Source organism: Pseudomonas sp. HS6 (assembly GCF_023375815.1).
Lineage (GTDB): Bacteria > Pseudomonadota > Gammaproteobacteria > Pseudomonadales > Pseudomonadaceae > Aquipseudomonas.
This window is the reverse complement of sequence record NZ_CP067412.1, coordinates 5,418,307-5,437,308: the sequence shown is the minus strand read 5'-3', so window position 1 is coordinate 5,437,308 and position 19,002 is coordinate 5,418,307. Positions and strand designations below refer to the sequence as shown.

The 19,002-nt window shown below is 61.3% G+C and carries 23 protein-coding genes; 7 read left to right on the top strand and 16 right to left on the bottom strand.

The annotated features are described in order from the left end of the window. The first annotated feature begins 91 nt into the window (after window positions 1-91). Together JJN09_RS24675 and JJN09_RS24670 are read left to right on the top strand one after the other, a co-directional pair. A complete protein-coding gene (locus tag JJN09_RS24675) occupies window positions 92-1,087 on the top strand; it encodes a sulfate ABC transporter substrate-binding protein (RefSeq protein ID WP_249484158.1) in 996 nt (331 codons plus the stop codon). A gap of 103 nt (window positions 1,088-1,190) precedes the next feature. After that, window positions 1,191-1,916 (top strand): hypothetical protein, encoded by a 726-nt coding sequence (locus tag JJN09_RS24670; protein WP_249484157.1) that lies wholly within the window; start codon window positions 1,191-1,193, stop codon window positions 1,914-1,916. Window positions 1,917-1,929: 13 nt separating this feature from the next. On the opposite strand, the gene JJN09_RS24665 is transcribed toward JJN09_RS24670, so the two are convergent. Further along, window positions 1,930-2,550, bottom strand: a complete 621-nt coding sequence (locus tag JJN09_RS24665; RefSeq protein WP_249484156.1) for a DUF5666 domain-containing protein — start codon at window positions 2,548-2,550, stop codon at window positions 1,930-1,932. Window positions 2,551-2,793: 243 nt separating this feature from the next. On the opposite strand from JJN09_RS24665, the gene JJN09_RS24660 reads away from it, so the two are divergent. The 3 genes from JJN09_RS24660 (at window position 2,794) to JJN09_RS24650 (ending at window position 5,694) form a co-directional block, all read left to right on the top strand. Continuing rightward, window positions 2,794-3,981, top strand: a complete 1,188-nt coding sequence (locus JJN09_RS24660) for an MFS transporter (protein ID WP_249484155.1) — start codon at window positions 2,794-2,796, stop codon at window positions 3,979-3,981. 84 nt (window positions 3,982-4,065) lie between these two features. After that, window positions 4,066-4,785 (top strand): SDR family oxidoreductase, encoded by a 720-nt coding sequence (locus JJN09_RS24655; protein ID WP_096822145.1) that lies wholly within the window; start codon window positions 4,066-4,068, stop codon window positions 4,783-4,785. Window positions 4,786-4,806: 21 nt separating this feature from the next. Further along, complete coding sequence (locus JJN09_RS24650) at window positions 4,807-5,694, top strand: LysR family transcriptional regulator (RefSeq protein WP_249484154.1); 888 nt, start codon at window positions 4,807-4,809, stop codon at window positions 5,692-5,694. Between the two features lie 44 nt (window positions 5,695-5,738). Here JJN09_RS24650 and JJN09_RS24645 read toward each other — a convergent pair whose 3' ends face one another. The 10 genes from JJN09_RS24645 to ccmA all read right to left on the bottom strand — a co-directional run bounded on the left by JJN09_RS24645 (window position 5,739) and on the right by ccmA (window position 13,121). Beyond that, entirely contained in the window at window positions 5,739-6,146 is a 408-nt protein-coding gene (locus JJN09_RS24645) for a hypothetical protein (protein ID WP_249484153.1), read from the bottom strand. A 27-nt stretch (window positions 6,147-6,173) separates the two neighbouring features. Further along, window positions 6,174-7,373, bottom strand: a complete 1,200-nt coding sequence (gene ccmI / locus JJN09_RS24640; protein WP_249484152.1) for a c-type cytochrome biogenesis protein CcmI — start codon at window positions 7,371-7,373, stop codon at window positions 6,174-6,176. After that, window positions 7,370-7,840 carry a cytochrome c-type biogenesis protein gene (locus JJN09_RS24635; RefSeq protein WP_064378637.1) on the bottom strand — a complete coding sequence of 157 codons (471 nt, stop codon included), beginning with the start codon at window positions 7,838-7,840 and terminating at the stop codon, window positions 7,370-7,372. The genes ccmI and JJN09_RS24635 overlap by 4 nt, the downstream gene beginning before the upstream one ends. Continuing rightward, on the bottom strand, window positions 7,837-8,373 hold the full coding sequence (locus tag JJN09_RS24630; protein WP_249484151.1) for a DsbE family thiol:disulfide interchange protein: 537 nt from the start codon (window positions 8,371-8,373) through the stop codon (window positions 7,837-7,839). Before JJN09_RS24630 ends, JJN09_RS24635 begins: the two co-directional genes overlap by 4 nt. Further along, window positions 8,370-10,358, bottom strand: a complete 1,989-nt coding sequence (locus tag JJN09_RS24625) for a heme lyase CcmF/NrfE family subunit (protein ID WP_249484150.1) — start codon at window positions 10,356-10,358, stop codon at window positions 8,370-8,372. Before JJN09_RS24625 ends, JJN09_RS24630 begins: the two co-directional genes overlap by 4 nt. A gap of 3 nt (window positions 10,359-10,361) precedes the next feature. Beyond that, on the bottom strand, window positions 10,362-10,817 hold the full coding sequence (gene ccmE, locus JJN09_RS24620) for a cytochrome c maturation protein CcmE (protein WP_249484149.1): 456 nt from the start codon (window positions 10,815-10,817) through the stop codon (window positions 10,362-10,364). After that, on the bottom strand, window positions 10,814-10,990 hold the full coding sequence (ccmD, locus tag JJN09_RS24615; RefSeq protein WP_008055370.1) for a heme exporter protein CcmD: 177 nt from the start codon (window positions 10,988-10,990) through the stop codon (window positions 10,814-10,816). Before ccmD ends, ccmE begins: the two co-directional genes overlap by 4 nt. Then, a complete protein-coding gene (locus tag JJN09_RS24610; RefSeq protein ID WP_025111913.1) occupies window positions 10,987-11,742 on the bottom strand; it encodes a heme ABC transporter permease in 756 nt (251 codons plus the stop codon). Before JJN09_RS24610 ends, ccmD begins: the two co-directional genes overlap by 4 nt. Window positions 11,743-11,820: 78 nt before the next feature. Beyond that, a complete protein-coding gene (gene ccmB / locus JJN09_RS24605; RefSeq protein WP_096822153.1) occupies window positions 11,821-12,489 on the bottom strand; it encodes a heme exporter protein CcmB in 669 nt (222 codons plus the stop codon). Further along, window positions 12,486-13,121 carry a cytochrome c biogenesis heme-transporting ATPase CcmA gene (gene ccmA / locus JJN09_RS24600; RefSeq protein ID WP_249484148.1) on the bottom strand — a complete coding sequence of 212 codons (636 nt, stop codon included), beginning with the start codon at window positions 13,119-13,121 and terminating at the stop codon, window positions 12,486-12,488. The genes ccmB and ccmA overlap by 4 nt, the downstream gene beginning before the upstream one ends. 197 nt (window positions 13,122-13,318) lie before the next feature. On the opposite strand from ccmA, the gene JJN09_RS24595 reads away from it, so the two are divergent. After that, window positions 13,319-14,893, top strand: coding sequence for a flagellar hook-length control protein FliK (locus JJN09_RS24595; protein ID WP_249484147.1), 1,575 nt, complete (start codon window positions 13,319-13,321; stop codon window positions 14,891-14,893). Next, window positions 14,890-15,219, top strand: a complete 330-nt coding sequence (locus tag JJN09_RS24590; protein WP_249484146.1) for an EscU/YscU/HrcU family type III secretion system export apparatus switch protein — start codon at window positions 14,890-14,892, stop codon at window positions 15,217-15,219. Before JJN09_RS24595 ends, JJN09_RS24590 begins: the two co-directional genes overlap by 4 nt. A gap of 130 nt (window positions 15,220-15,349) precedes the next feature. Here JJN09_RS24590 and JJN09_RS24585 read toward each other — a convergent pair whose 3' ends face one another. From JJN09_RS24585 to motD, 5 genes are all read right to left on the bottom strand, one after another. Continuing rightward, window positions 15,350-15,742, bottom strand: coding sequence for a DUF2802 domain-containing protein (locus JJN09_RS24585; protein WP_249484145.1), 393 nt, complete (start codon window positions 15,740-15,742; stop codon window positions 15,350-15,352). Continuing rightward, window positions 15,743-16,228 (bottom strand): chemotaxis protein CheW, encoded by a 486-nt coding sequence (locus tag JJN09_RS24580; protein ID WP_007959223.1) that lies wholly within the window; start codon window positions 16,226-16,228, stop codon window positions 15,743-15,745. 84 nt (window positions 16,229-16,312) lie between these two features. Then, complete coding sequence (locus tag JJN09_RS24575; RefSeq protein ID WP_249484144.1) at window positions 16,313-17,266, bottom strand: CheW domain-containing protein; 954 nt, start codon at window positions 17,264-17,266, stop codon at window positions 16,313-16,315. 2 nt (window positions 17,267-17,268) lie between these two features. Continuing rightward, window positions 17,269-18,057 carry a ParA family protein gene (locus tag JJN09_RS24570; RefSeq protein ID WP_249484143.1) on the bottom strand — a complete coding sequence of 263 codons (789 nt, stop codon included), beginning with the start codon at window positions 18,055-18,057 and terminating at the stop codon, window positions 17,269-17,271. A 43-nt stretch (window positions 18,058-18,100) separates the two neighbouring features. Beyond that, window positions 18,101-18,991: a flagellar motor protein MotD gene (gene motD / locus JJN09_RS24565; protein ID WP_096822160.1), complete on the bottom strand. Its 891-nt coding sequence runs from the start codon at window positions 18,989-18,991 to the stop codon at window positions 18,101-18,103. Window positions 18,992-19,002: the final 11 nt, after the last annotated feature.

Here is a 19,002-nt window from a genome sequence, read left to right as displayed (position 1 = left end):
AATCTTTAAGCGACTATGCGCGCCCCGCTATAGTCGCTGGCAAATGGCCTCATCTTTGTAAAGACACCCCCTACAGAACAAGGAATGCGCAGTGAAAAAACTCTTTGGCGCCTCACTTCTCGCCGCTGGTCTTGCCTTCGGTAGCGTGGCTCAAGCCGCACCGACCCTGCTCAACGTTTCCTACGACGTGATGCGCGATTTCTACAAGGACTACAACACTGCGTTCCAGAAACACTGGCAAGCCGAACACAAAGAGGACATCACCGTGCAGATGTCTTTCGGCGGTTCCAGCAAACAGGCGCGCTCGGTGATCGACGGCCTGCCAGCTGACGTCATTACCATGAACATGGCTACCGACATCAACGCCCTGGCGGACAACGGCCAACTGGTGCCGAAGGACTGGGTCACCCGTCTGCCGAACAACAGCGCGCCATTCACCTCGGCCACTGTATTCATCGTGCGCAAGGGCAACCCGAAAGCCCTGAAAGACTGGCCGGACCTGCTCAAGGACGGCGTGCAGGTAATCGTGCCGAACCCGAAAACCTCGGGCAACGGCCGCTACACCTACCTGTCGGCCTGGGGCTACGTGCTGAAAAACGGCGGTGACGAGAACAAGGCCAAAGACTTCGTCGGCAAGCTGTTCAAGCAGGCGCCAGTGCTGGACACCGGCGGCCGTGCCGCGACCACCACGTTCATGACCAACCAGATCGGCGACGTGCTGGTGACCTTCGAAAACGAAGCCGAAATGATCGCCCGCGAGTTCGGCCGCGACCAGTTCGAAGTCATCTACCCAAGCGTCTCCGCCGAAGCCGAGCCGCCTGTGTCGGTGGTCGACAAAGTCGTCGAGAAGAAAGGCTCCCGCGCGGCGGCCGAGGAATACCTGAAGTACCTGTGGTCGCCGGAAGGCCAGGAAATCGCTGCCGCCAACTACCTGCGTCCACGTGACCCGGCGGTATTGGCCAAGTACACCGACCGCTTCCCGAAAGTCGACTTCCTGTCGGTCGAGAAGACCTTCGGCGACTGGCGCACCGTGCAGAAGACCCACTTCAACGATGGTGGGATCTTCGATCAGATCTACAGCCAGTAACCGCAGGACTGTTTCAAACAAGGCGACCATTGGTCGCCTTTTTCTTTTACAATTCCCCGCATTTTAGCAACGCAATTCGAAATTAATAAAAGGACGATATTCGTTGAAGGGTGAAAAAGTTAGCGCCTTAATTTTTGGAGTGATTACATCAGTAACGGCCATCGTAGGCCTTTACATTGGGCTATCGAGTCCAAGCCCACAATTAAAGGCCGAGGTGAGTAAATATGTTTCGTATGTACCTCCGCAATACACCGAAATGATGCGAAATAATAGAAATCTGGCCAACTCAGAATCTCTATCAGCTCTTATTGATAAAGCTGTGCCTGACGCTCAATTCAAGCAAAAAAATGAGCTCTTTGAACGAGTACGGAAAAACATGTTGGCACCTTGGGCATCACCTTTTGATAGAGGTGTTGGCGAGTTTCAAACAATGCTATTCATTTGGATCAAAAATGAAGGCTCGGCCGTTGCGAAGGACGTTTACGTTGACCTTCCCCAAAAGGGGTTGATGATGATCGAAGACGATAAAACAGAACTGGTAACAGTTGCAGAGCAAACCCGCCGCTACAAAATCCCGTCGATAAAGCAAGGTGGGGCTTTCAAACTGTGGGTTTGGTTTCCGTCAAAGCTCGAAGAAGTTGACGAATACACCGTCAGCATCGGAAACGATCAGCAGACAGCGAAGATGGAATACAGGAAGGAATTCGCCGGCTGGCCTGCCCGCGTAGCAGACCATTACCTACTTTTCCTTTTCCTCACCGGATTAATGATAATTTCCTTCGTCTTGTGGCTCTATGAAGCTCTAAAACCTGCCTGGCGAAATTCCTGAGCTCTGTTCTCCTCTACATCGGTGGTTTCACGCCATCCTTGCCGGCCGAGATCGATTGCGCGGTCAACGTGCCGTCCGCGCTCTGGGTCACGAAGGTGACGATCTTCACGCCAACCTTGAGCAAGCTGCGATCACCCGGCGTCAGATTGACGATCGGCACGTCCTCCGGCACCAGGATCTTCTGCTGGCCGCCCTTGTAGTTGACGGTCAGCACCCGGCCGTTGCTCACCACCAGATCGCCGACGCTGCCATTGGTCATGCTGCTGCCCTTGGCCAGGTCGAACGGCCGATGGCCATCGCCGCTGCCGGCCAGCTCCGGCGGGAAGACGTGAACCTCCAGCGCCTTGAGCGTGCCATCCTCCATCGGAATGGCTGCCGAGCCGATGTAGCTGCCGGGCTTGATGTCTTCGATGTTGGCCAGAGTAACGGCGCGGACCTTGGTGTCAGCCGTCAACTGGACCACCACGTTTTCACCGCTGTTGACGTGAACCTTGAGCGAGTCGGGGCTGACCCCGGTGATTTCGCCGCGCACGCCGATGCGCATCCCCGGCGCGTCGCCGGCGTAGACGCTGCCGGCGCCGAGCAGGCCGATCAATGCAAGAGTCGTGGTGTGGCGAAGCAACTGACGAAACATCGCGATCCTCCGGTTGTTTGCAGGTGGAAATCCAATGACAACATAAGCACGCTATCGAACAGGATGTAAGTGAATGTATCATCGCCCCTCCCCGGTCGGACGCAAGGTTCGCCGATGGACGACACCTCACCGGTTGCCATCTATTCCGCAACGGAATAACTGATATCGATCCAAGGCTTCTACCGCCGACCCGGTTCGTCCCTTAGCCTCACCGCATTCCTTTTCGCTGGATCGAGAAACCCTATGACCGCCACAACTCACGCAATGACCCGAGGCATGGTGCTGCTGTTCGCTTTCTGCTGCGGCGCCATCGTTGCCAACATCTACTACGCCCAGCCGATTATCGGCCTGATCGCGCCGGACATCGGCCTGACCGACACCATGGCCAGTTTCATCGTGTCGCTGACCCAGATCGGTTATGCGCTGGGCCTGTTCTTCTTGGTGCCGCTGGCTGACCTGCTGGAAAACCGCCGGCTGATGATCATCACCACCGTGGTGGCGATTGCCAGCCTGCTGGGCGCGGCGTTTACCGATCAACCAAACGTGTTTCTGCTGATCTCGTTGCTGGTGGGTTTCAGTTCGGTGTCGGTGCAGGTGCTGATTCCATTGGCGGCGCATCTGGCGCCGGAAGAGTCTCGTGGCCGGGTGGTCGGCGGAATCATGGGCGGCCTGCTGCTGGGCATTCTGTTGGCGCGGCCGGTGTCGAGCGTGGTTGCCGACCATTTCGGCTGGCGGGCGATGTTCATGATTGCGGCAGGGTTGATGGCGGCAATCAGCGTCGTCCTGGCGTTGACCGTGCCCAAGCGCCAACCGGATCACAGCGCTTCCTACGGCCAGTTGCTCGGATCGTTGTGGACGCTGCTGCGCAAGCAACCGGTGCTGCGTCAGCGGGCGTTTTACCAGGCCTGCATGTTCGCCACCTTCAGCCTGTTCTGGACCGCCGTGCCGCTGGAACTGGCGCGCAACCATGGCCTGTCCCAGAGTGAAATCGCGATCTTCGCCCTGGTCGGTGCCATCGGTGCCATCGCCGCGCCCATCAGCGGACGCCTGGCGGATGCCGGCCACACCCGCGTCGCCTCGCTGCTGGCCATGCTGTTCGCCAGCCTGAGTTTCCTGCCGGCCTTCATCCACCCGGCCTACAGCGTGATCGGCCTGGCGGTGACCGGCGTCGTGCTCGACTTCTGTGTGCAAATGAACATGGTGCTCGGCCAGCGCGCGGTCTACTCCCTCGACGCCAAAAGCCGCGGCCGTCTCAACGCGCTGTACATGACCAGCATCTTCATCGGCGGCGCCTTCGGCTCATCGATCGCCAGTGCGGTGTATGAACACGGCGGCTGGCTGTGGATCGTGATCGTCGGCAGTGTGTTCCCGTTGCTGGCGCTGGTGCGGTTCTTGAGTGTTTCGCAAAAGGGTGTTTTGGCAACGGCATAAATCAACGCAAGCAATCCGCATTACACTCGGCATATTCAAACAATCAATGGCTGCCCGAGCCGCAGCCTGCCCCAAGGAGTTGCCATGACCCGTCGTACCTTCCTCATCACCGGCGCCAGCAAAGGTATCGGGCGAGCGCTGGCCGAGCATCTGGATCGGGCCGGGCATCGGGTGGTGGGGATTGCGCGCAAGCCGGACCTGAGTTTTCCGGGGATCCTGTTTCCGCTGGACCTGAGTGATCGCAAGCTCGCCGGTGAAGTGCTGGCGGATCTGGCGCGCACTTATGAGTTCGATGGGCTGGTGAACAATGTCGGGCTGGTGCGACCGCAAGCGTTGGGGGACATCGATCTCGATGCGTTTGACGATGTGATGCGGGTCAACCTGCATTCGGCCTTGCAGGCGACTCAGGCGTTGTTGCCGGGCATGCGCACGCGCGGCTGGGGCCGGGTGGTGAACATTTCCAGCCTGACCGTGCTCGGTATCGCCCAGCGCACCGCGTATGCGGCGGCAAAAGCGGCGCTGGTCAGTTTCACGCGCTCGTGGGCGCTGGAACTGGCGCAGACCGGGATTACCGTCAACGCCGTCGCGCCGGGGCCGACCGAGACCGAACTGTTTCGCGCCAACAATCCCCCGGGCAGCGAAGGTGAAGCGCGGTATCTGGCCGGGGTGCCGATGGGTCGTCTCGGGCAGCCGGAAGAAATCGCTTCGGCGATTGCCTTTCTGTTGTCCGAGCAAAGCGGATTCATCACCGGGCAGACGCTGTTTGTCGATGGCGGCGCCTCGGTGGGCAAGGCCGCGTTCTGATCACTGGCACAAGGACACCCGATGGACCGCCTCGCCGCCATGGAAACCTTTGTCTACGTCGTGGAAACCGGCTCGTTTTCCGCTGCCGCCCGGCGGCTGAATATAGGTCAGCCGGCCGTGTCGAAAACCATCGCCCAACTTGAAACCCGCCTCGCCGTGCGCCTGCTGTTGCGCTCGACCCGAGGCCTGACGCCGACTGAAGCCGGGCTGGCGTTTTTCGAACGGGCAAAGCGCACCCTCGAAGAAGCCGACGAGGCCGACAATGCAGCTCGCGGCACAGCCAGCGGCCTGAGCGGCAACCTGCGCATCAGCACCGCCGTGACCTTCGGCCGAATGCATGTGGTTCCACACCTGGGGCCGTTCCTCGATCAGCACCCGCAACTCACTGTCGATCTGTTGCTCGACGACCAGAACATCAACCTCGTGGAAGAAGGCATCGACGTCGCCCTGCGCCTGGGCCCGCTCAACGACTCCGGCCTGACCGTGCGCAAGATCGCCGAATGCCGTCGCGTTGTGCTGGGCACGCCGGGTTACTTCGCCAGCCACGGTGAACCCGCCTGCCCTGCCGATCTGACTGGACACCACGCTGTTATCTACAACCGCGGCGGTGGTGCGACCTGGCCTTTCACCAAGGATGGCGAAGCACAGTCCGTGACCGTCAATGGCCGACTGCGCGTCAGCGCTGCCGAAGGTTTGCGTGAGGCGGTGCTGGCCCATCAGGGCCTGGGGCTGGGCTCGGAGTGGATGTTCGCGCCGGAACTGGCCAGTGGCGCGGTCAAGGCTGTCATAAGCGACTGGGTGTTGCCGAAGCAGGAGTTGTGGGCGGTGTTTCCCACGGGCCGAATGGCCAGCGCGAAGGCACGGGCGTTTGTTGAGTATGTGCAGGGGTTGTTGGCAAAAGCTCTGTAAAACCCCACACAGCAAAACGGCGATCCAAAGATCGCCGTTTTTCATTACTCTCCGAACTGCTTGCCCAGCCCCGCCGGTACGCCGTGGATGTTGGTTTCTTCCCACGGTCCGCTCGGGCTGATCGAACGGCTCCAGCCGTTGTTCCAGCGGTAGTAGGTGCGCTGGCGGTAGAAGGTGTTCGGCTGGTCATCAAGAACGTACACGCCCAGCTTCTGGTCCCAGTGGCTGTTACCACCCGGTGGCGGGGCGAAGCTTGCGGAGGTGCGTGGTGCGGGTTTGGCGGGTTTGGCCGGGATGCCCGGTTTGCCCGGCGTCGGGGTGGTTGACGGGGTCGGGCTGGGTTGTGACGGCGGGATCGGCGGCAGCCGTGTCGTCGGTTCAGGTCGTTGCACCGCACATGCGCTCAAGCCCAGGGCCAGTGTGAGTACTGTGATTCGGGCGATGGCGTTCATGGCGGTGCTTTTCCTGTGGTTTCCCGGTTACTTGTCCGGGCTGTCGATGGTCAGTGTCTGCGTCGCGGTGGTGCTGCTGGCCAGAGGCCCGCTGCGACCGACCCATTCACCGGCGGTCGGCTGACCGGCACGGGAGATGCGCGCAACCAGTTGGACTTCGGGGAAGTTCGACAGTTTCAATTGCGGCATCATCGCGTCGGCGTCGCCCAGTTCGACGGTCACCGGCAGGTCGGCGACGGTCAGTCGCTTGGCGGCCAGCGGTGCTGGAGGGCCAGACACTGCGCGGGCGAAGATGAACACGCTGTCGCCCGGTTGCACCTTGCCCTTGAGCTCGGCGGCCAGATCGACGCTGACCTTGAGCAGCGCGGTTTTCGCGACCGGTGCCTGAGCCACCTTGCCGCCGCTCGCCTCTAGCTTTTCAGTGGCGCGGGCGATGCCGCCTTGCAGAGCCTCGCGGGACTTGTCATTCGCTGGCAGTTGCTCCAGCAGACGGTTCCAGTAGTCGATGGCTTGCTGATAGCGCTCGCCTTCGAACGCGGCGATGCCCAACAGGCCGAGGCTGGTAACTTCTTTCGGATCAGCTTTCAGCGCTTCATCGGTCAGGGCCTGAATCTTGTCCGACCACTTCTTGCCATCGGCAAAATACTGCGCCTGCGCCCATTGGCCGAGCAGTTCCGGTTGACGACCGGCCAGGTTGGCGGCGCGCTCGAACATCTTCGCCGCGTCCGCCGGACGATCCTGAGCCATGTAGGTACGACCGAGGAAGTACAGGCCTTCGGCGGAATCCGGTTGCGCGGCTACGGCGCGTTCCAGACGCTGGGTCATCTCTTCCATCGACTGCGGCGCCTGGGCGAATTCCCGGGTCAGTTCGACTTTGTCGGCGGCACCGAAATGCATATAGAGACCGAGGCCCAACACCGGCACCAGTACAGCCGCCAGCAACGGCAGCGGTTTGCCCAGACGCGAGACCCGAGCAGGCGCCACGCCTTCAGTGTCGGCCAGCAGTTCCCGGGCCGCTTCGGCACGGCCGCTGTCCATTTGCGCGGCATCGAGAACGCCTTCGGCCTGCTGCGATTGCAGCTCGGCGACACGCTCCTGATACAGCGCCACGTTCAGGGCAGTCCGATCCTCTTCACGCTGGGCGCGACGTTCACGCAGAACGGGGATCAACAGAAAACTCAGGGCGACCAGAAGCAACAGCCCTGCGGCAAGCCAGAAATCAATCATTCTTGGTTTTTATCCAACAGTTGGTCGAGGCGCTGACGCTCTTCAGGGGACAGCGATTGCGGCGTCTCGGCGCGTTGCCCGCGACGGCGGCGGACAATCACGGCGATGACGACAAAACCGCCGAGCAACAATCCGGCCGGGCCAAACCACAGCAGCGCGGTTTTGGCATTGAGCGCCGGTTTGTAGCGCACGAAATCACCGTAGCGGTCGACCATGAAGTCGATGATCTGCTGATTGTCCTTGCCCTCGCCGAGCATGCGGAAAATCTCTTTGCGCAGGTCGGCAGCGATCGGCGCGTTGGAGTCGGCGATGTCCTGATTCTGGCACTTGGGGCAGCGCAGTTCCTTGGTCAACTCGCGGAAACGCTCGCGATCGCCTTCTTTGGCGAACTCGTAGGTGTCGATCGCGGCGTGGGCCACACCGGCCAGGCTCAAGCCCAACACGACGGCAGCTAGAAAGCGCTTCATGGCTTGGCCTCATCGACCAGCGCCTGATACTTGGCCGCCAGTTTTTCGCGCCAGACCTGCTCGTCAATCACCCCGACGAACTTGTCGCGGATGATGCCCTTGGCGTCGATGAAGAAGGTTTCCGGTGCGCCGTAGACACCGAGGTTCAGGCCCAAGGAGCCTTCATCGTCGCGGATGTCCAGTTGATACGGATTGTGGAACTCGGCCAGCCACTTCAACGCGTCGGCGTTGGTGTCCTTGTAGTTGATGCCGTAGATCACCACGCCGCGCTCGGCGAGTTTGTTCAGCACCGGGTGCTCGACCCGGCAGGAAATGCACCAGGTGCCCCAGACGTTGACCAGCGCAGGTTTGCCGAGAATGTCGGCCTTGGTCAGGGTCTTGTCGCCCTGCACGGCCGGCAGGGAAAACTCCGGGAATGGCTTGTTGATCATCGCCGAGGGCAGCTCCGCCGGATCCAGGTACAGACCGCGATAAAGGAAAACGGCCACCAGCAGGAAAATCGCCAATGGCACCAGCATCAACCAACGTCTCATGCAGCGGCTCCTTCCATGCCCAGCGCTTCACGCACCTTGGCTTTGACCTTGACCCGGTAACGCCGGTCCAGCGCTGCCAGCAAACCACCGAAACCGGTCAGCAGACCGCCGAACCAGATCCAGCGCACGAACGGTTTCACATGCACGCGCACCGCCCAGGCGCCATCGCCCAGCGGTTCACCCAGTGCAACGTAGAGGTCACGGGTGAAACCGGCGTCGATCCCGGCTTCGGTCATCATCGAACTCTGCACGGTGTACAGGCGTTTTTCCGGGTGCAGCACGCTGACTTCGCGGCCATCGCGGAGCACCCGGATGGTGCCTTTGTCGGAGGTGAAGTTCGGGCCTTCGAAATGCTTGGCACCTTCGAACACGAACTGATAACCGGCCAGCTCCATCGACTCGCCCGGCGCCAGACGCAGGTCGCGCTCGGCGCTGTTCTGACTCGACAACACCACACCTAGCGCGCAGACGGCGATCCCGAGGTGGGCGAGTTGCATGCCCCAGTAGCTGCGGGTCAGGGTCGGCAGGCCTTTGATCAGGCCTTTGTGGCGGGTCTTGTCGAAGATGTCGCGCACACCCGCCAGCAACACCCAGGCCGCGAGCAGGAAGGTTGCGATCACGGCCCAGTTGAAATCGCCGTAGGCGACACCGGCAACGACCGCCAGTGCGACGCTGCCCAGCAACACCGGGGTCAGCATGTTTGCCAGCCATTTCACCGGCGTGTCTTTCCAGCGCACGATCACACCGACCGCCATCACCACCATCAGCAAGGCCATCAACGGAATGAACAACGCGTTGAAGTACGGCGGGCCGACCGACAGCTTGGCGCCGCTGATGGCATCGAGGATCAGCGGATACAGCGTACCGAGCAGGATCATCGACGCCGCCACCACCAGCACCAGGTTGTTGCCCAGCAGCAGGGTTTCCCGCGACCACAGGTTGAAACCGACCTGGCTCTTGACCACAGGAGCCCGCAGGGCAAACAGCGTCAGCGAACCACCGACCACGAACAGCAGGAAGATCAGGATGAACACGCCGCGTTCCGGATCGGAGGCAAACGCATGCACCGAGGTCAGCACGCCGGAACGCACGAGGAAGGTGCCGAGCAGGCTCAGGGAGAACGCGGCAATCGCCAGCAACACCGTCCAGCTCTTGAACACGCCACGTTTTTCCGTGACCGCCAGCGAGTGGATCAGCGCCGTGCCCACCAGCCAAGGCATGAACGAGGCGTTTTCCACCGGGTCCCAGAACCACCAGCCGCCCCAGCCGAGTTCGTAGTAGGCCCACCACGAACCGAGGGTGATGCCAATGCCGAGGAAGGCCCAGGCGACGATGGTCCACGGACGCGACCAGCGTGCCCACGCCGCGTCGAGACGACCGCCGAGCAGTGCGGCGATGGCGAAGGCGAATGCCACGGAGAAACCGACGTAGCCCATGTAGAGCATCGGTGGATGCACGATCAGACCGATGTCTTGCAGCAACGGATTGAGGTCACGACCGTCGGCCGGGATCTGCGGCAGGATTCGCGAAAACGGGTTGGACGTGAGGATCAGGAACAGCAGGAAACCCGTGCTGATCATGCCCATCACCGCCAGTACGCGAGCGAGCATGACTTGCGGCAGTTGCCGGGAGAACACCGACACCGCAAAGGTCCAGCCTCCGAGAATCAACGCCCACAGCAGCAGCGACCCTTCGTGGGCGCCCCACACCGCGCTGAATTTGTAGTACCACGGCAGCGCGCTGTTGGAGTTCATCGCGACGTAGGCCACGGAGAAGTCATCGGTCATGAACGCATAGGTCAGGCAACCGAAGGCGAACAGCAGGAACGCGAATTGCCCCCACGCCGCCGGTTGAGCGAGGCCCATCCACAAACGGTCGCCGCGCCAGGCACCGAGCAACGGCACCACGGCCTGCACCAGCGCGAAACACAGCGCCAGGATCATGGCCAGATGGCCCAACTCAGGAATGAAAATGCTGGATGTCATCGATCAACCCTCCTTCGCAGGGGTTGGCGCGGATTGACCGCTGTCCTTCAGTGCTTTGGTCACTTCCGGCGGCATGTACTTTTCGTCGTGCTTGGCGAGGACCTCATCGGCCACCACCACGCCGTCTGCGTTGATCTTGCCCAATGCGACGATGCCCTGCCCTTCGCGGAACAGGTCCGGCAGGATTCCACGATAGGTGATGGTCACGGATTTGTTGAAGTCAGTGACCACGAATTTGACGTCGAGGGAATCCGAGGAACGTTGCAGCGAACCCTTCTCGACCATGCCGCCGGCGCGGATGCGAGTGTCCTGTGGCGCTTCGCCGTTGGCAATCTGGGTCGGGGTGTAAAACAGATTGATGTTCTGCTGCAGGGCGCTCAGGGCCAGGCCGACGGCGGCGCCGACCCCGACCAGAATCGCCAGAATGATGATAAGACGCTTTTTGCGCAGCGGATTCACTTGCCGTTCTCCCGGCGCAGACGACGCGCCTCTTGTTGCAGATACCGCTTGCGGGCCAGGATCGGCGCCGCCACGTTGAGGGCCAGTACCGCCAGGCAGATGCCGTAGGCCGACCAGACATACAGGCCATGATGGCCCATGGCGAGAAAGTCGCCGAATGACGCGAAACTCATCGAGCGGCCTCCAGGCTGTTCTGCACTTCTTCTTTCACCCAGCTGGCGCGGGCTTCGCGCTTGAGCACTTCAAGGCGCATGCGCAGCAACAGCACGGCGCCGAAGAAACAGTAGAAACCCAGCACCGTCAGCAGCAGCGGCAGCCACATTTCGGCGGGCATCGCCGGTTTTTCGGTAAGGGTGAACGTCGCACCCTGGTGAAGGGTGTTCCACCACTCCACCGAGTATTTGATGATCGGAATGTTGATCACGCCGACGATGGCCAGCACCGCGCAGGCCTTGGCGGCGCTGTCGCGGTTGCTGATGGCATTACCCAGCGCGATCACACCGAAATACAGGAACAGCAGAATCAGCATCGAGGTCAGCCGCGCGTCCCACACCCACCACGAACCCCAGGTCGGCTTGCCCCAGATCGCCCCGGTGACCAGCGCCACGGCGGTCATCCACGCGCCGATCGGTGCGGCACATTGCAGGGCGACATCGGCCAGTTTCATCTTCCACACCAGCCCGACCACACCGCACACCGCCAGCATCACGTAGATCGACTGAGCGAGCATCGCGGCGGGTACGTGGATATAGATGATGCGAAAGCTGTTGCCTTGCTGATAGTCCGGCGGCGCGAAGGCCAGGCCCCAGACAACGCCAACGGTGATCAGCAACAACGCTGCGATGCTCAGCCACGGCAGAAACTTGCTGCTGATGCCGTAGAACCACTTGGGCGAGCCGAGCTTGTGAAACCAGGTCCAGTTCATACTGTTTCCATCACGGGTGCCGCTCATCGGTGTGAGCAGTCTCAGGGTCTTTGCTGGTTAAATTTTAACCAGACCTCATTATTCGCCGACGCTGATCTTCAGGCCAGCAGCTATTGCAAAAGGTGTCAGGGTTATTGCGAGGGCGGTCAGGCTACCAAGCCACAACAGATAACCCATCGCCGGCATGCCCTGCAACGCCGCCTGCAAGGCGCCACTGCCGAGGATCAACACCGGGATGTACAACGGCAGAATCAGCAGCGCCAGCAACAGGCCACCGCGTTTCAGACCGACCGTCAGCGCCGCGCCCACCGCGCCGAGCAAGCTCAGCACCGGTGTACCCAGCAACAACGAAAGCAGCAATACCGGCAGACACGCAGCCGGCAACCCGAGCATCAACGCCAGTAACGGCGAGAGCAAAACCAGTGCCAGCCCGGAAAAAAGCCAGTGTGCCAGCACCTTGGCCAAGACCAGAAGTGGCAGGGGGTGCGGCGAAAGGACCCACTGTTCAAGGGATCCGTCTTCGAAATCACTGCGGAAAAGCCCGTCCAGCGAGAGCAGGACCGACAATAGAGCCGCCACCCAGACTAACCCCGGGGACAAGTTTTGCAATACTTGAGTTTCCGGTCCGACGGCCAGCGGGAACAAAGCGATGACGATGGCGAAGAAAATCAGCGGATTGGCCAACTCCGCCGGGCGGCGGAACAGCAGTCGGGATTCACGGGCAACCAGCAGGCCGAACACACTCATACCGCCCAATTCCCCAAATTGATGTCGCGATAACCGGCCGGCATCCGGCTCAGCGTGTGGTGGGTAGTGAGCACCACTAAGCCTCCCCCCTCGCAGTGCCCGGCCAGATGATCTTCAAGCTGCGCCACGCCCTGTTTGTCCAGCGCGGTGAACGGTTCATCGAGAATCCACAATGGCGGGCTGTCGAGGTACAGGCGCGCCAACGCCACGCGTCGTTGCTGACCGGCGGACAGGCTGTGGCAGGGAACATCTTCGAAACCGCGCAATCCAACCGCCGCCAGTGCCTGCCAGATCGCGTCGCGTTCGGCGGGTTGATGCAGGGCGCAGAGCCAGGCGAGGTTTTCTTCCGGGGTGAGCAAGTCCTTGATTCCGGCGGCATGGCCGATCCACAGCAGGTTGCGCGCCAGCTCGCTGCGTTGCTCGCTCAGCGGTCTGCCGTTGAGCAGCACCTGACCGTCGGTCGGTTGCATCAGACCGGACAGCAAACGCAAGAGACTGGTCTTGCCGCTGCCGTTGGGACCGCTGATCTGCACCATATCGCCACTGGCCAGTCTCAATTCGAGATTTTCGAAGAGCAGCCTGAGATCACGCTCACACGCGAGGCCAACGGTTTGCAGGACAGGACTGGTCAAGGGTTCACGGGCCTTATACGGTTCAAGTCGGCTCTGGGGCGGCCGTTAAAGAGTTGCAGCATAAATGCAATGACGGCTCAATCCAGAGAGCTGCGTCAAACAATTGCTATGTTTTTTGAACGAACGGAAAGACGGGCGGCATTATACATGGCGTCTCCCGCTCTCCCGAGCGCATTTTCCTCAGGTTGTGTCCGCGTATGACAGGCGAAATGAACATCCTCCCGCTCCCGCCCACCACCCCGGCGACTGCTCGCCCGCAGGTAGGTGAGCTGCTGAAGCTGCTGACGCCGATGGACGGGCTGATTGCTGCCGGCCAGAGCGCCAAGGCCGAGGTGTTGTCGCTCAAACCGGCGGATCAGGCCTTTGAGGTGCTTCTGAAGGTCACTCTCGACAGCGGCCGTCAGACCACCGTGCAGGCGACCAGTCCCCTGCCGCTGCCGCAAGGCACCAACCTGGCCGTCACCCAGCCGTCGGCAGGCAATCTGGCGGTCACCGTGCAACAGGCCATCGCCACGGCTGTCGCCACCCTCACCCGCATCGACACCGCGCAATTGCCGGTCGGCACACTGCTGCAAGGCAAGGTACTGACGAATCAGGCGTTGCCGCAGGTGCCGGGGCAGCCGACAGTGTTCCGCTCGACGGTCAGCCTGCTAAACACGGTGTTGAGCGGCAGCACCCTGAGCCTCGACAGCCCGCAACCGCTGCGCATCGGCACCCTGCTGTCGGCGCTGGTACAGGATTCGCAAACCCTGAAATTCCTGCCGCTGAGCAATCGCCAGGAACAATTGGCGGTCAGCCAGCAACTGGTCAGCCAACAAAGCCGTCAGGGTTCGCTGGACGGTTTGCTGAAAATGCTCCAGAGCCTGCCGCCCGCCGACGATCAGACCTCCAGCGATCTGCGCGCTGCCGTGGACCGGCTGCTGGCCAACCTGCCGGACGTCGAGCAACTGACCACGCCCAAAGGCCTGGCCCAGGCCCTGCTCAACAGCGGCGCATTTCTCGAGGCCAAATTGCTGGCCGGGCAAAATCCGACCCTGACCCCAGACATGAAAGCCGATCTGCTCAAGCTGATCGCGCAACTCACACCCGGCCTGCCCGGCAATACCAACCTGAACGCCATCATCGCCGCCAACACCCTGGCCCAGGCGATGCCGAGCTTTGTGCGCAACGCCCTCGGCATGCTCGGTCAGGTTAGCGCCAAACCGTTGCCGAGCAGCTTCCCGCTGCCGGATCGGCTGCTGCAAAGCCTGGAAGGTGAAGGCGATCTGGAACACTTGCTGCGCCTGGCGGCCGCCGCTGTCTCGCGCCTGCAAAGCCATCAACTGTCGAGCCTGGAGCAGACCGGCGTCACCGACGACGGGCGTCTGCTCAGCACCTGGCAGCTGGAAATCCCGATGCGCAATATGCAGGACATCGTGCCGTTGCAGGTCAAGTTCCAACGCGAGGAAGCCCCGCAGGAAGAACAGAAGAATGACCGCCGAGATAGTGAACGCGAAACCAAACAGCAACTGTGGCGCGTCGATCTGGCGTTCGACATGGAACCGCTGGGGCCGATGCAGATTCAGGCGCAACTGATCAGTGGCAGCCTGTCGAGTCAGTTGTGGGCCGAACGGCCATTCACGGCAAGTCTGATCGAAAACAACCTGAGCGCCCTGCGCCAGCGCCTGCTGGATTCGGGCCTCAACGTCGGCGATCTTGATTGCCACCTCGGCACCCCGCCGCAAGGCAACCAAACCCGTCTCGAACACCGCTGGGTCGACGAAACCGCATGAACGATTCCACTGCTCCACGCCAGGCCATCGCCCTCAAGTACGACGGCAGCCACGCCCCGACCCTCACCGCCAAGGGCGACGAAGAACTGGCCGAAGAAATCCTGCGGATCGCCCGCGAGTGTGAAGTGCCGATCTACGAGAACGCCGAACTGGTGAAGTTGCTGGCGCGGATGGAACTGGGCGACAGCATTCCGCAGGAGCTGTACCTGACGATTGCCGAGATCATCGCGTTTGCCTGGAACCTCAAGGGCAAGTTCCCGGCGGGACAGGACCCGAATGCACCGATGGTCGAGAAGGACATCACCGAGCGCGGTGACGATTACTGAGGTTTCGAAGACGCCATCGCGGGCAAGCCCGCTCCCACAGGGATAGGTGGTGGACACAAAATCTGTGAACGCCACTAATCCTGTGGGAGCGGGCTTGCCCGCGATAGCGATCTGAGCCAGATCGCAAATATCAGTTCTTGTGCAACTTGCGCATCAACTCCGCCTCAGCCTGGGTCAACCCGCAGGACTGGGTCAGCTCATCGACACTCGCGCCCATCCCCACCAGTTTCGCCGCTTGAGCGAAAGACAGGCTGGAAGGATCGCGCTGTTCGAGCTGGGCGAGTTTGTCCGGAATCGGGCCAACGACCGCGCGCAACTCGTGCAGGGCTTCGCCCATGCGCACGTTGCCGTTCTGGTAATCGTCGACACGTTTGGCCAGATCCTTGATGCGCTGATCACGCAGCGCATCGCCCTCGGCCTGTTGCGCAGTGATGACTCGCTGCGCTTTGATGTACGCCAGAAACATCGCCAGCGTGCCTGCCCAGAAAAGGAACAGGACAATGACCGCTACCTCGAGAATCAATCAGATGTTCTCCAGTTCCGACCATTCTTCTTCGCTCATCATCTTGTCCAGCTCGACCAGAATCAGCAACTCGTTGTTCTTGTTGCACACGCCCTGGATGAACTTGGCCGACTCTTCGTTACCGACGTTCGGTGCGGTCTCGATTTCCGACTGACGCAGGTAAACCACTTCAGCGACGCTGTCGACCATGATACCCACAACCTGTTTGTCGGCTTCGATGATGACGATACGGGTGTTGTCGCTGATCTCGCCGCTCATCAGGCCGAAGCGCTGACGGGTGTCGATCACGGTCACCACGTTGCCGCGCAGGTTGATGATGCCCAGCACGTAGCTTGGCGCACCTGGAACCGGAGCGATTTCGGTGTAGCGCAAGACTTCCTGAACGCGCATCACGTTGATGCCGTAGGTTTCATTGTCCAGCTTGAAGGTTACCCATTGCAGGATCGGATCTTCGGAACCCTTTGCCGCCGTCGCCTTGTCGTTCATACCCTAGCCCCTCGAAATACCGCAATGGCGGTGTGTGTCTCGTGTGCCGGCATTGCATGCCGGCGTCTGTCTGTTATGTAAGCGTTATGTCGGTTTGTGGTTCGGCTTACTGCCGGACATGTGTTTTGCCCCACCGCTGGCGATCAACTCGGCCAGTGCGGAGACATCGAGCAAGGCGCACATGTGTTCAATCACCGTGCCGGCGAGCCATGGCCGCTGACCTCGGTGAGTCCTCCATTTGATTTCATTCGGATCCAGGCGCAACGAGCGGCTGACCTGATGCACCGCCAGCCCCCACTCGTAACCTTGTACCGAAATCACGTATTGCAGGCCCTGACGGAAGTCATCGCGATAGCGATCCGGCATGACCCAGCGTGCGGTGTCCAGCACCTTCAGGTTCCCCGCCTGGCTTGGCAGGATGCCGAGGAACCATTCCGGCTGACCGAACAGCGGTGTCAGCTCATGGCCGGCCAGCGAATAGATTGAGCCCAGGCACACCAGCGGCACCGCCAGGGTCAGGCCGGCGACATCGAACAGCAGGCATTCGAACGCTTCCGAGGCCCAGGCCGGGCGGCCATCAGTCTCTACCGGTGGCGGCGTGTTGCTCGGTGGCAGATGCACTTCCACGAGCGGCGCAACCAGTGCCTGCTCGACGACTTGTTCGACCGGAGCTGGCACTGGCGGCTCGACTGGAGTCGGCTCGGGTTGCGCTTGCAGAAGCTGGGTTTGCAGCAACGGCGCGAGGGTCGACACCACACGCACCGGCTCAGGTTCCTTGATCAGCGGTGCCGACGCTTTGGCCACCACAGCGGCGGGCGCTGCAACCGGGGCAACAGGCCGGGCGGCTTTCTGCGCATCGCGAGCCTGTTCTTCAAGCACCGCGGCCTGGAACTCATCGAGCTCGGCGGTGCTTTCAACCACCTCGACCGGTGCTTCGATTTCCTGCGGGATCTCTTCCGTCACATCCTCCAGCAAGCTGTCCAGATAGGACTGCAAAGCCAGTTGCGGACGCGAAGTCAGTTTGATCGGCCGATTCATGCTCAGGCCACCTGCGGAACGAGTTGTTGCGCCAGCAGATGCTTGAGCAGCGCGCGGTAGGCCAGCACACCACGGCTCTTGCCGTCGAATTGCGAAGGCGTGACACCGGCACGGCTGGCGTCGCGCAGACGCGTATCGACCGGGATATAACCCTGCCAGATCTCCTCGGGGAATTTGTCGCGCAGCACGCGCAAGGTGCCCATCGACGCCTGGGTGCGGCGATCGAACAGGGTCGGCACGATGCTGAACGGCAGCGCCTGTTTGCGCGAGCGGTTGATCATCGCCAGGGTGTTGACCATGCGCTCCAGGCCTTTGACGGCCAGGTGTTCGGTCTGCACCGGGATCACCAGTTGCTGGCTCGCGGCCAGGGCGTTGACCATCAGCACGCCGAGCAACGGCGGGCTGTCGATGATCGCGTAATCGAAGTCCTGCCACAGCTGCGCCAGACTCTTGGCGATCACCAGGCCCAGGCCACTCTGCCCCGGCGACTGGCGCTCGAGGGTGGCCAGCGCGGTGCTGGACGGCAGCAGGGAAATGCGTTCGTCGCTGGTCGACAGCAGCAACTGGCCCGGCAGGCCTTGCGGCACGCCACCCTTGTGCAGAAACAGGTCGTAGTTGCTGTGTTCCAGGCTGTCGGGGTCGTAACCGAAATAGCTGGTCATCGAGCCGTGCGGGTCGAGATCGACCACGACCACGCGTTTGCCCGCCTCTGCCAGCAAACCGGCTAAAGCGATGGAAGAAGTGGTTTTACCAACACCACCCTTTTGATTGGCGACTGCCCAGACTCTCATTCGGATTGTTCCTCCCGGCCGAGATGCTCGGCCGAGACATGGCTCAGCGTATTAATGCGGGCGACGGAGAATTGACGGCACTCTCGCGTCCCGGCGTCTTGACCGGGGTCGGTGCAGTTTGTGTGCCAGCACGCTTCAATGCGGCATCCGGTTGCGCATTGGCGGTTCCGGTGCCGGTGAGGCTGCGACGAACATCGAGATTGCGCGACACCACCAGCACCACGCGACGGTTCTTCGCCCGGCCTTCGGCCGTGGCGTTGTTGGCCACTGGCTGGAATTCGCCGTAGCCCACCGAGGCCAGGCGCCCAGGGTTGACACCCTGCATCGCCAGCATCCGCACGATGCTCGCCGAGCGCGCCGAGGACAGTTCCCAGTTGGTCGGGTACTGCGCGGTGCGGATCGGCTGGTCGTCGGTGAAGCCTTCGACGTGGATCGGGTTGTCGAACGGTTTGAGGATCGCCGCGACCTTGTCGATGATGTTGAACGCGATGTCGCTCGGCATCGCATCACCGCTGCCGAACAACAGGCTGGAGTTGAGTTCGATCTCGACCCACAGTTCGTTGCCGCGCACGGTCATCTGATTGGAGGAAATCAGGTCACCGAACGCGGCGCTGATGTCATCGGCGATGCTTTTCAGCGGATCACTGGCACCGGCGATGCCGGCATCGACCTGTTCGGCGTCCTTGACCAGCGGCTTGGCCGGGGTCACGGTCTTCGGCCGTTCATCGCCGATCGGGATCGGCTTGAGCGAGCGGTCGGAGTCGGTGAAGACCCCGATCAGCGCTTCGGAGATGACCTTGTACTTGCCTTCGTTGATCGACGAGATGGAGTACATCACCACGAAAAAAGCGAACAGCAAGGTGATGAAGTCGGCATAGGAAACCAGCCAGCGTTCATGGTTTACATGCTCTTCATGTTGGCGACGACGTGCCATGAGGTTAGTCC

Bases quoted from the DNA above. Each gene is read 5' to 3' on its own strand.
- ccmI (WP_249484152.1), bottom strand. From the start codon at position 7,373: ATGATTGATTTCTGGCTTGCCGCAGGGCTGTTGCTTCTGGTCGCCCTG.
- motD (WP_096822160.1), bottom strand. From the start codon at position 18,991: ATGGCACGTCGTCGCCAACATGAAGAGCATGTAAACCATGAACGCTGG.
- JJN09_RS24580 (WP_007959223.1), bottom strand. From the start codon at position 16,228: ATGAACGACAAGGCGACGGCGGCAAAGGGTTCCGAAGATCCGATCCTG.
- JJN09_RS24590 (WP_249484146.1), top strand. From the start codon at position 14,890: ATGAACGATTCCACTGCTCCACGCCAGGCCATCGCCCTCAAGTACGAC.
- JJN09_RS24570 (WP_249484143.1), bottom strand. From the start codon at position 18,057: ATGAGAGTCTGGGCAGTCGCCAATCAAAAGGGTGGTGTTGGTAAAACC.
- JJN09_RS24630 (WP_249484151.1), bottom strand. From the start codon at position 8,373: ATGAGACGTTGGTTGATGCTGGTGCCATTGGCGATTTTCCTGCTGGTG.
- JJN09_RS24655 (WP_096822145.1), top strand. From the start codon at position 4,066: ATGACCCGTCGTACCTTCCTCATCACCGGCGCCAGCAAAGGTATCGGG.
- JJN09_RS24610 (WP_025111913.1), bottom strand. From the start codon at position 11,742: ATGAACTGGACCTGGTTTCACAAGCTCGGCTCGCCCAAGTGGTTCTAC.
- JJN09_RS24595 (WP_249484147.1), top strand. From the start codon at position 13,319: ATGACAGGCGAAATGAACATCCTCCCGCTCCCGCCCACCACCCCGGCG.
- JJN09_RS24650 (WP_249484154.1), top strand. From the start codon at position 4,807: ATGGACCGCCTCGCCGCCATGGAAACCTTTGTCTACGTCGTGGAAACC.
- JJN09_RS24625 (WP_249484150.1), bottom strand. From the start codon at position 10,358: ATGACATCCAGCATTTTCATTCCTGAGTTGGGCCATCTGGCCATGATC.
- ccmB (WP_096822153.1), bottom strand. From the start codon at position 12,489: ATGAGTGTGTTCGGCCTGCTGGTTGCCCGTGAATCCCGACTGCTGTTC.
- JJN09_RS24665 (WP_249484156.1), bottom strand. From the start codon at position 2,550: ATGTTTCGTCAGTTGCTTCGCCACACCACGACTCTTGCATTGATCGGC.
- JJN09_RS24635 (WP_064378637.1), bottom strand. From the start codon at position 7,840: ATGAAGCGCTTTCTAGCTGCCGTCGTGTTGGGCTTGAGCCTGGCCGGT.
- JJN09_RS24645 (WP_249484153.1), bottom strand. From the start codon at position 6,146: ATGAACGCCATCGCCCGAATCACAGTACTCACACTGGCCCTGGGCTTG.
- ccmD (WP_008055370.1), bottom strand. From the start codon at position 10,990: ATGAGTTTCGCGTCATTCGGCGACTTTCTCGCCATGGGCCATCATGGC.
- JJN09_RS24660 (WP_249484155.1), top strand. From the start codon at position 2,794: ATGACCGCCACAACTCACGCAATGACCCGAGGCATGGTGCTGCTGTTC.
- JJN09_RS24575 (WP_249484144.1), bottom strand. From the start codon at position 17,266: ATGAATCGGCCGATCAAACTGACTTCGCGTCCGCAACTGGCTTTGCAG.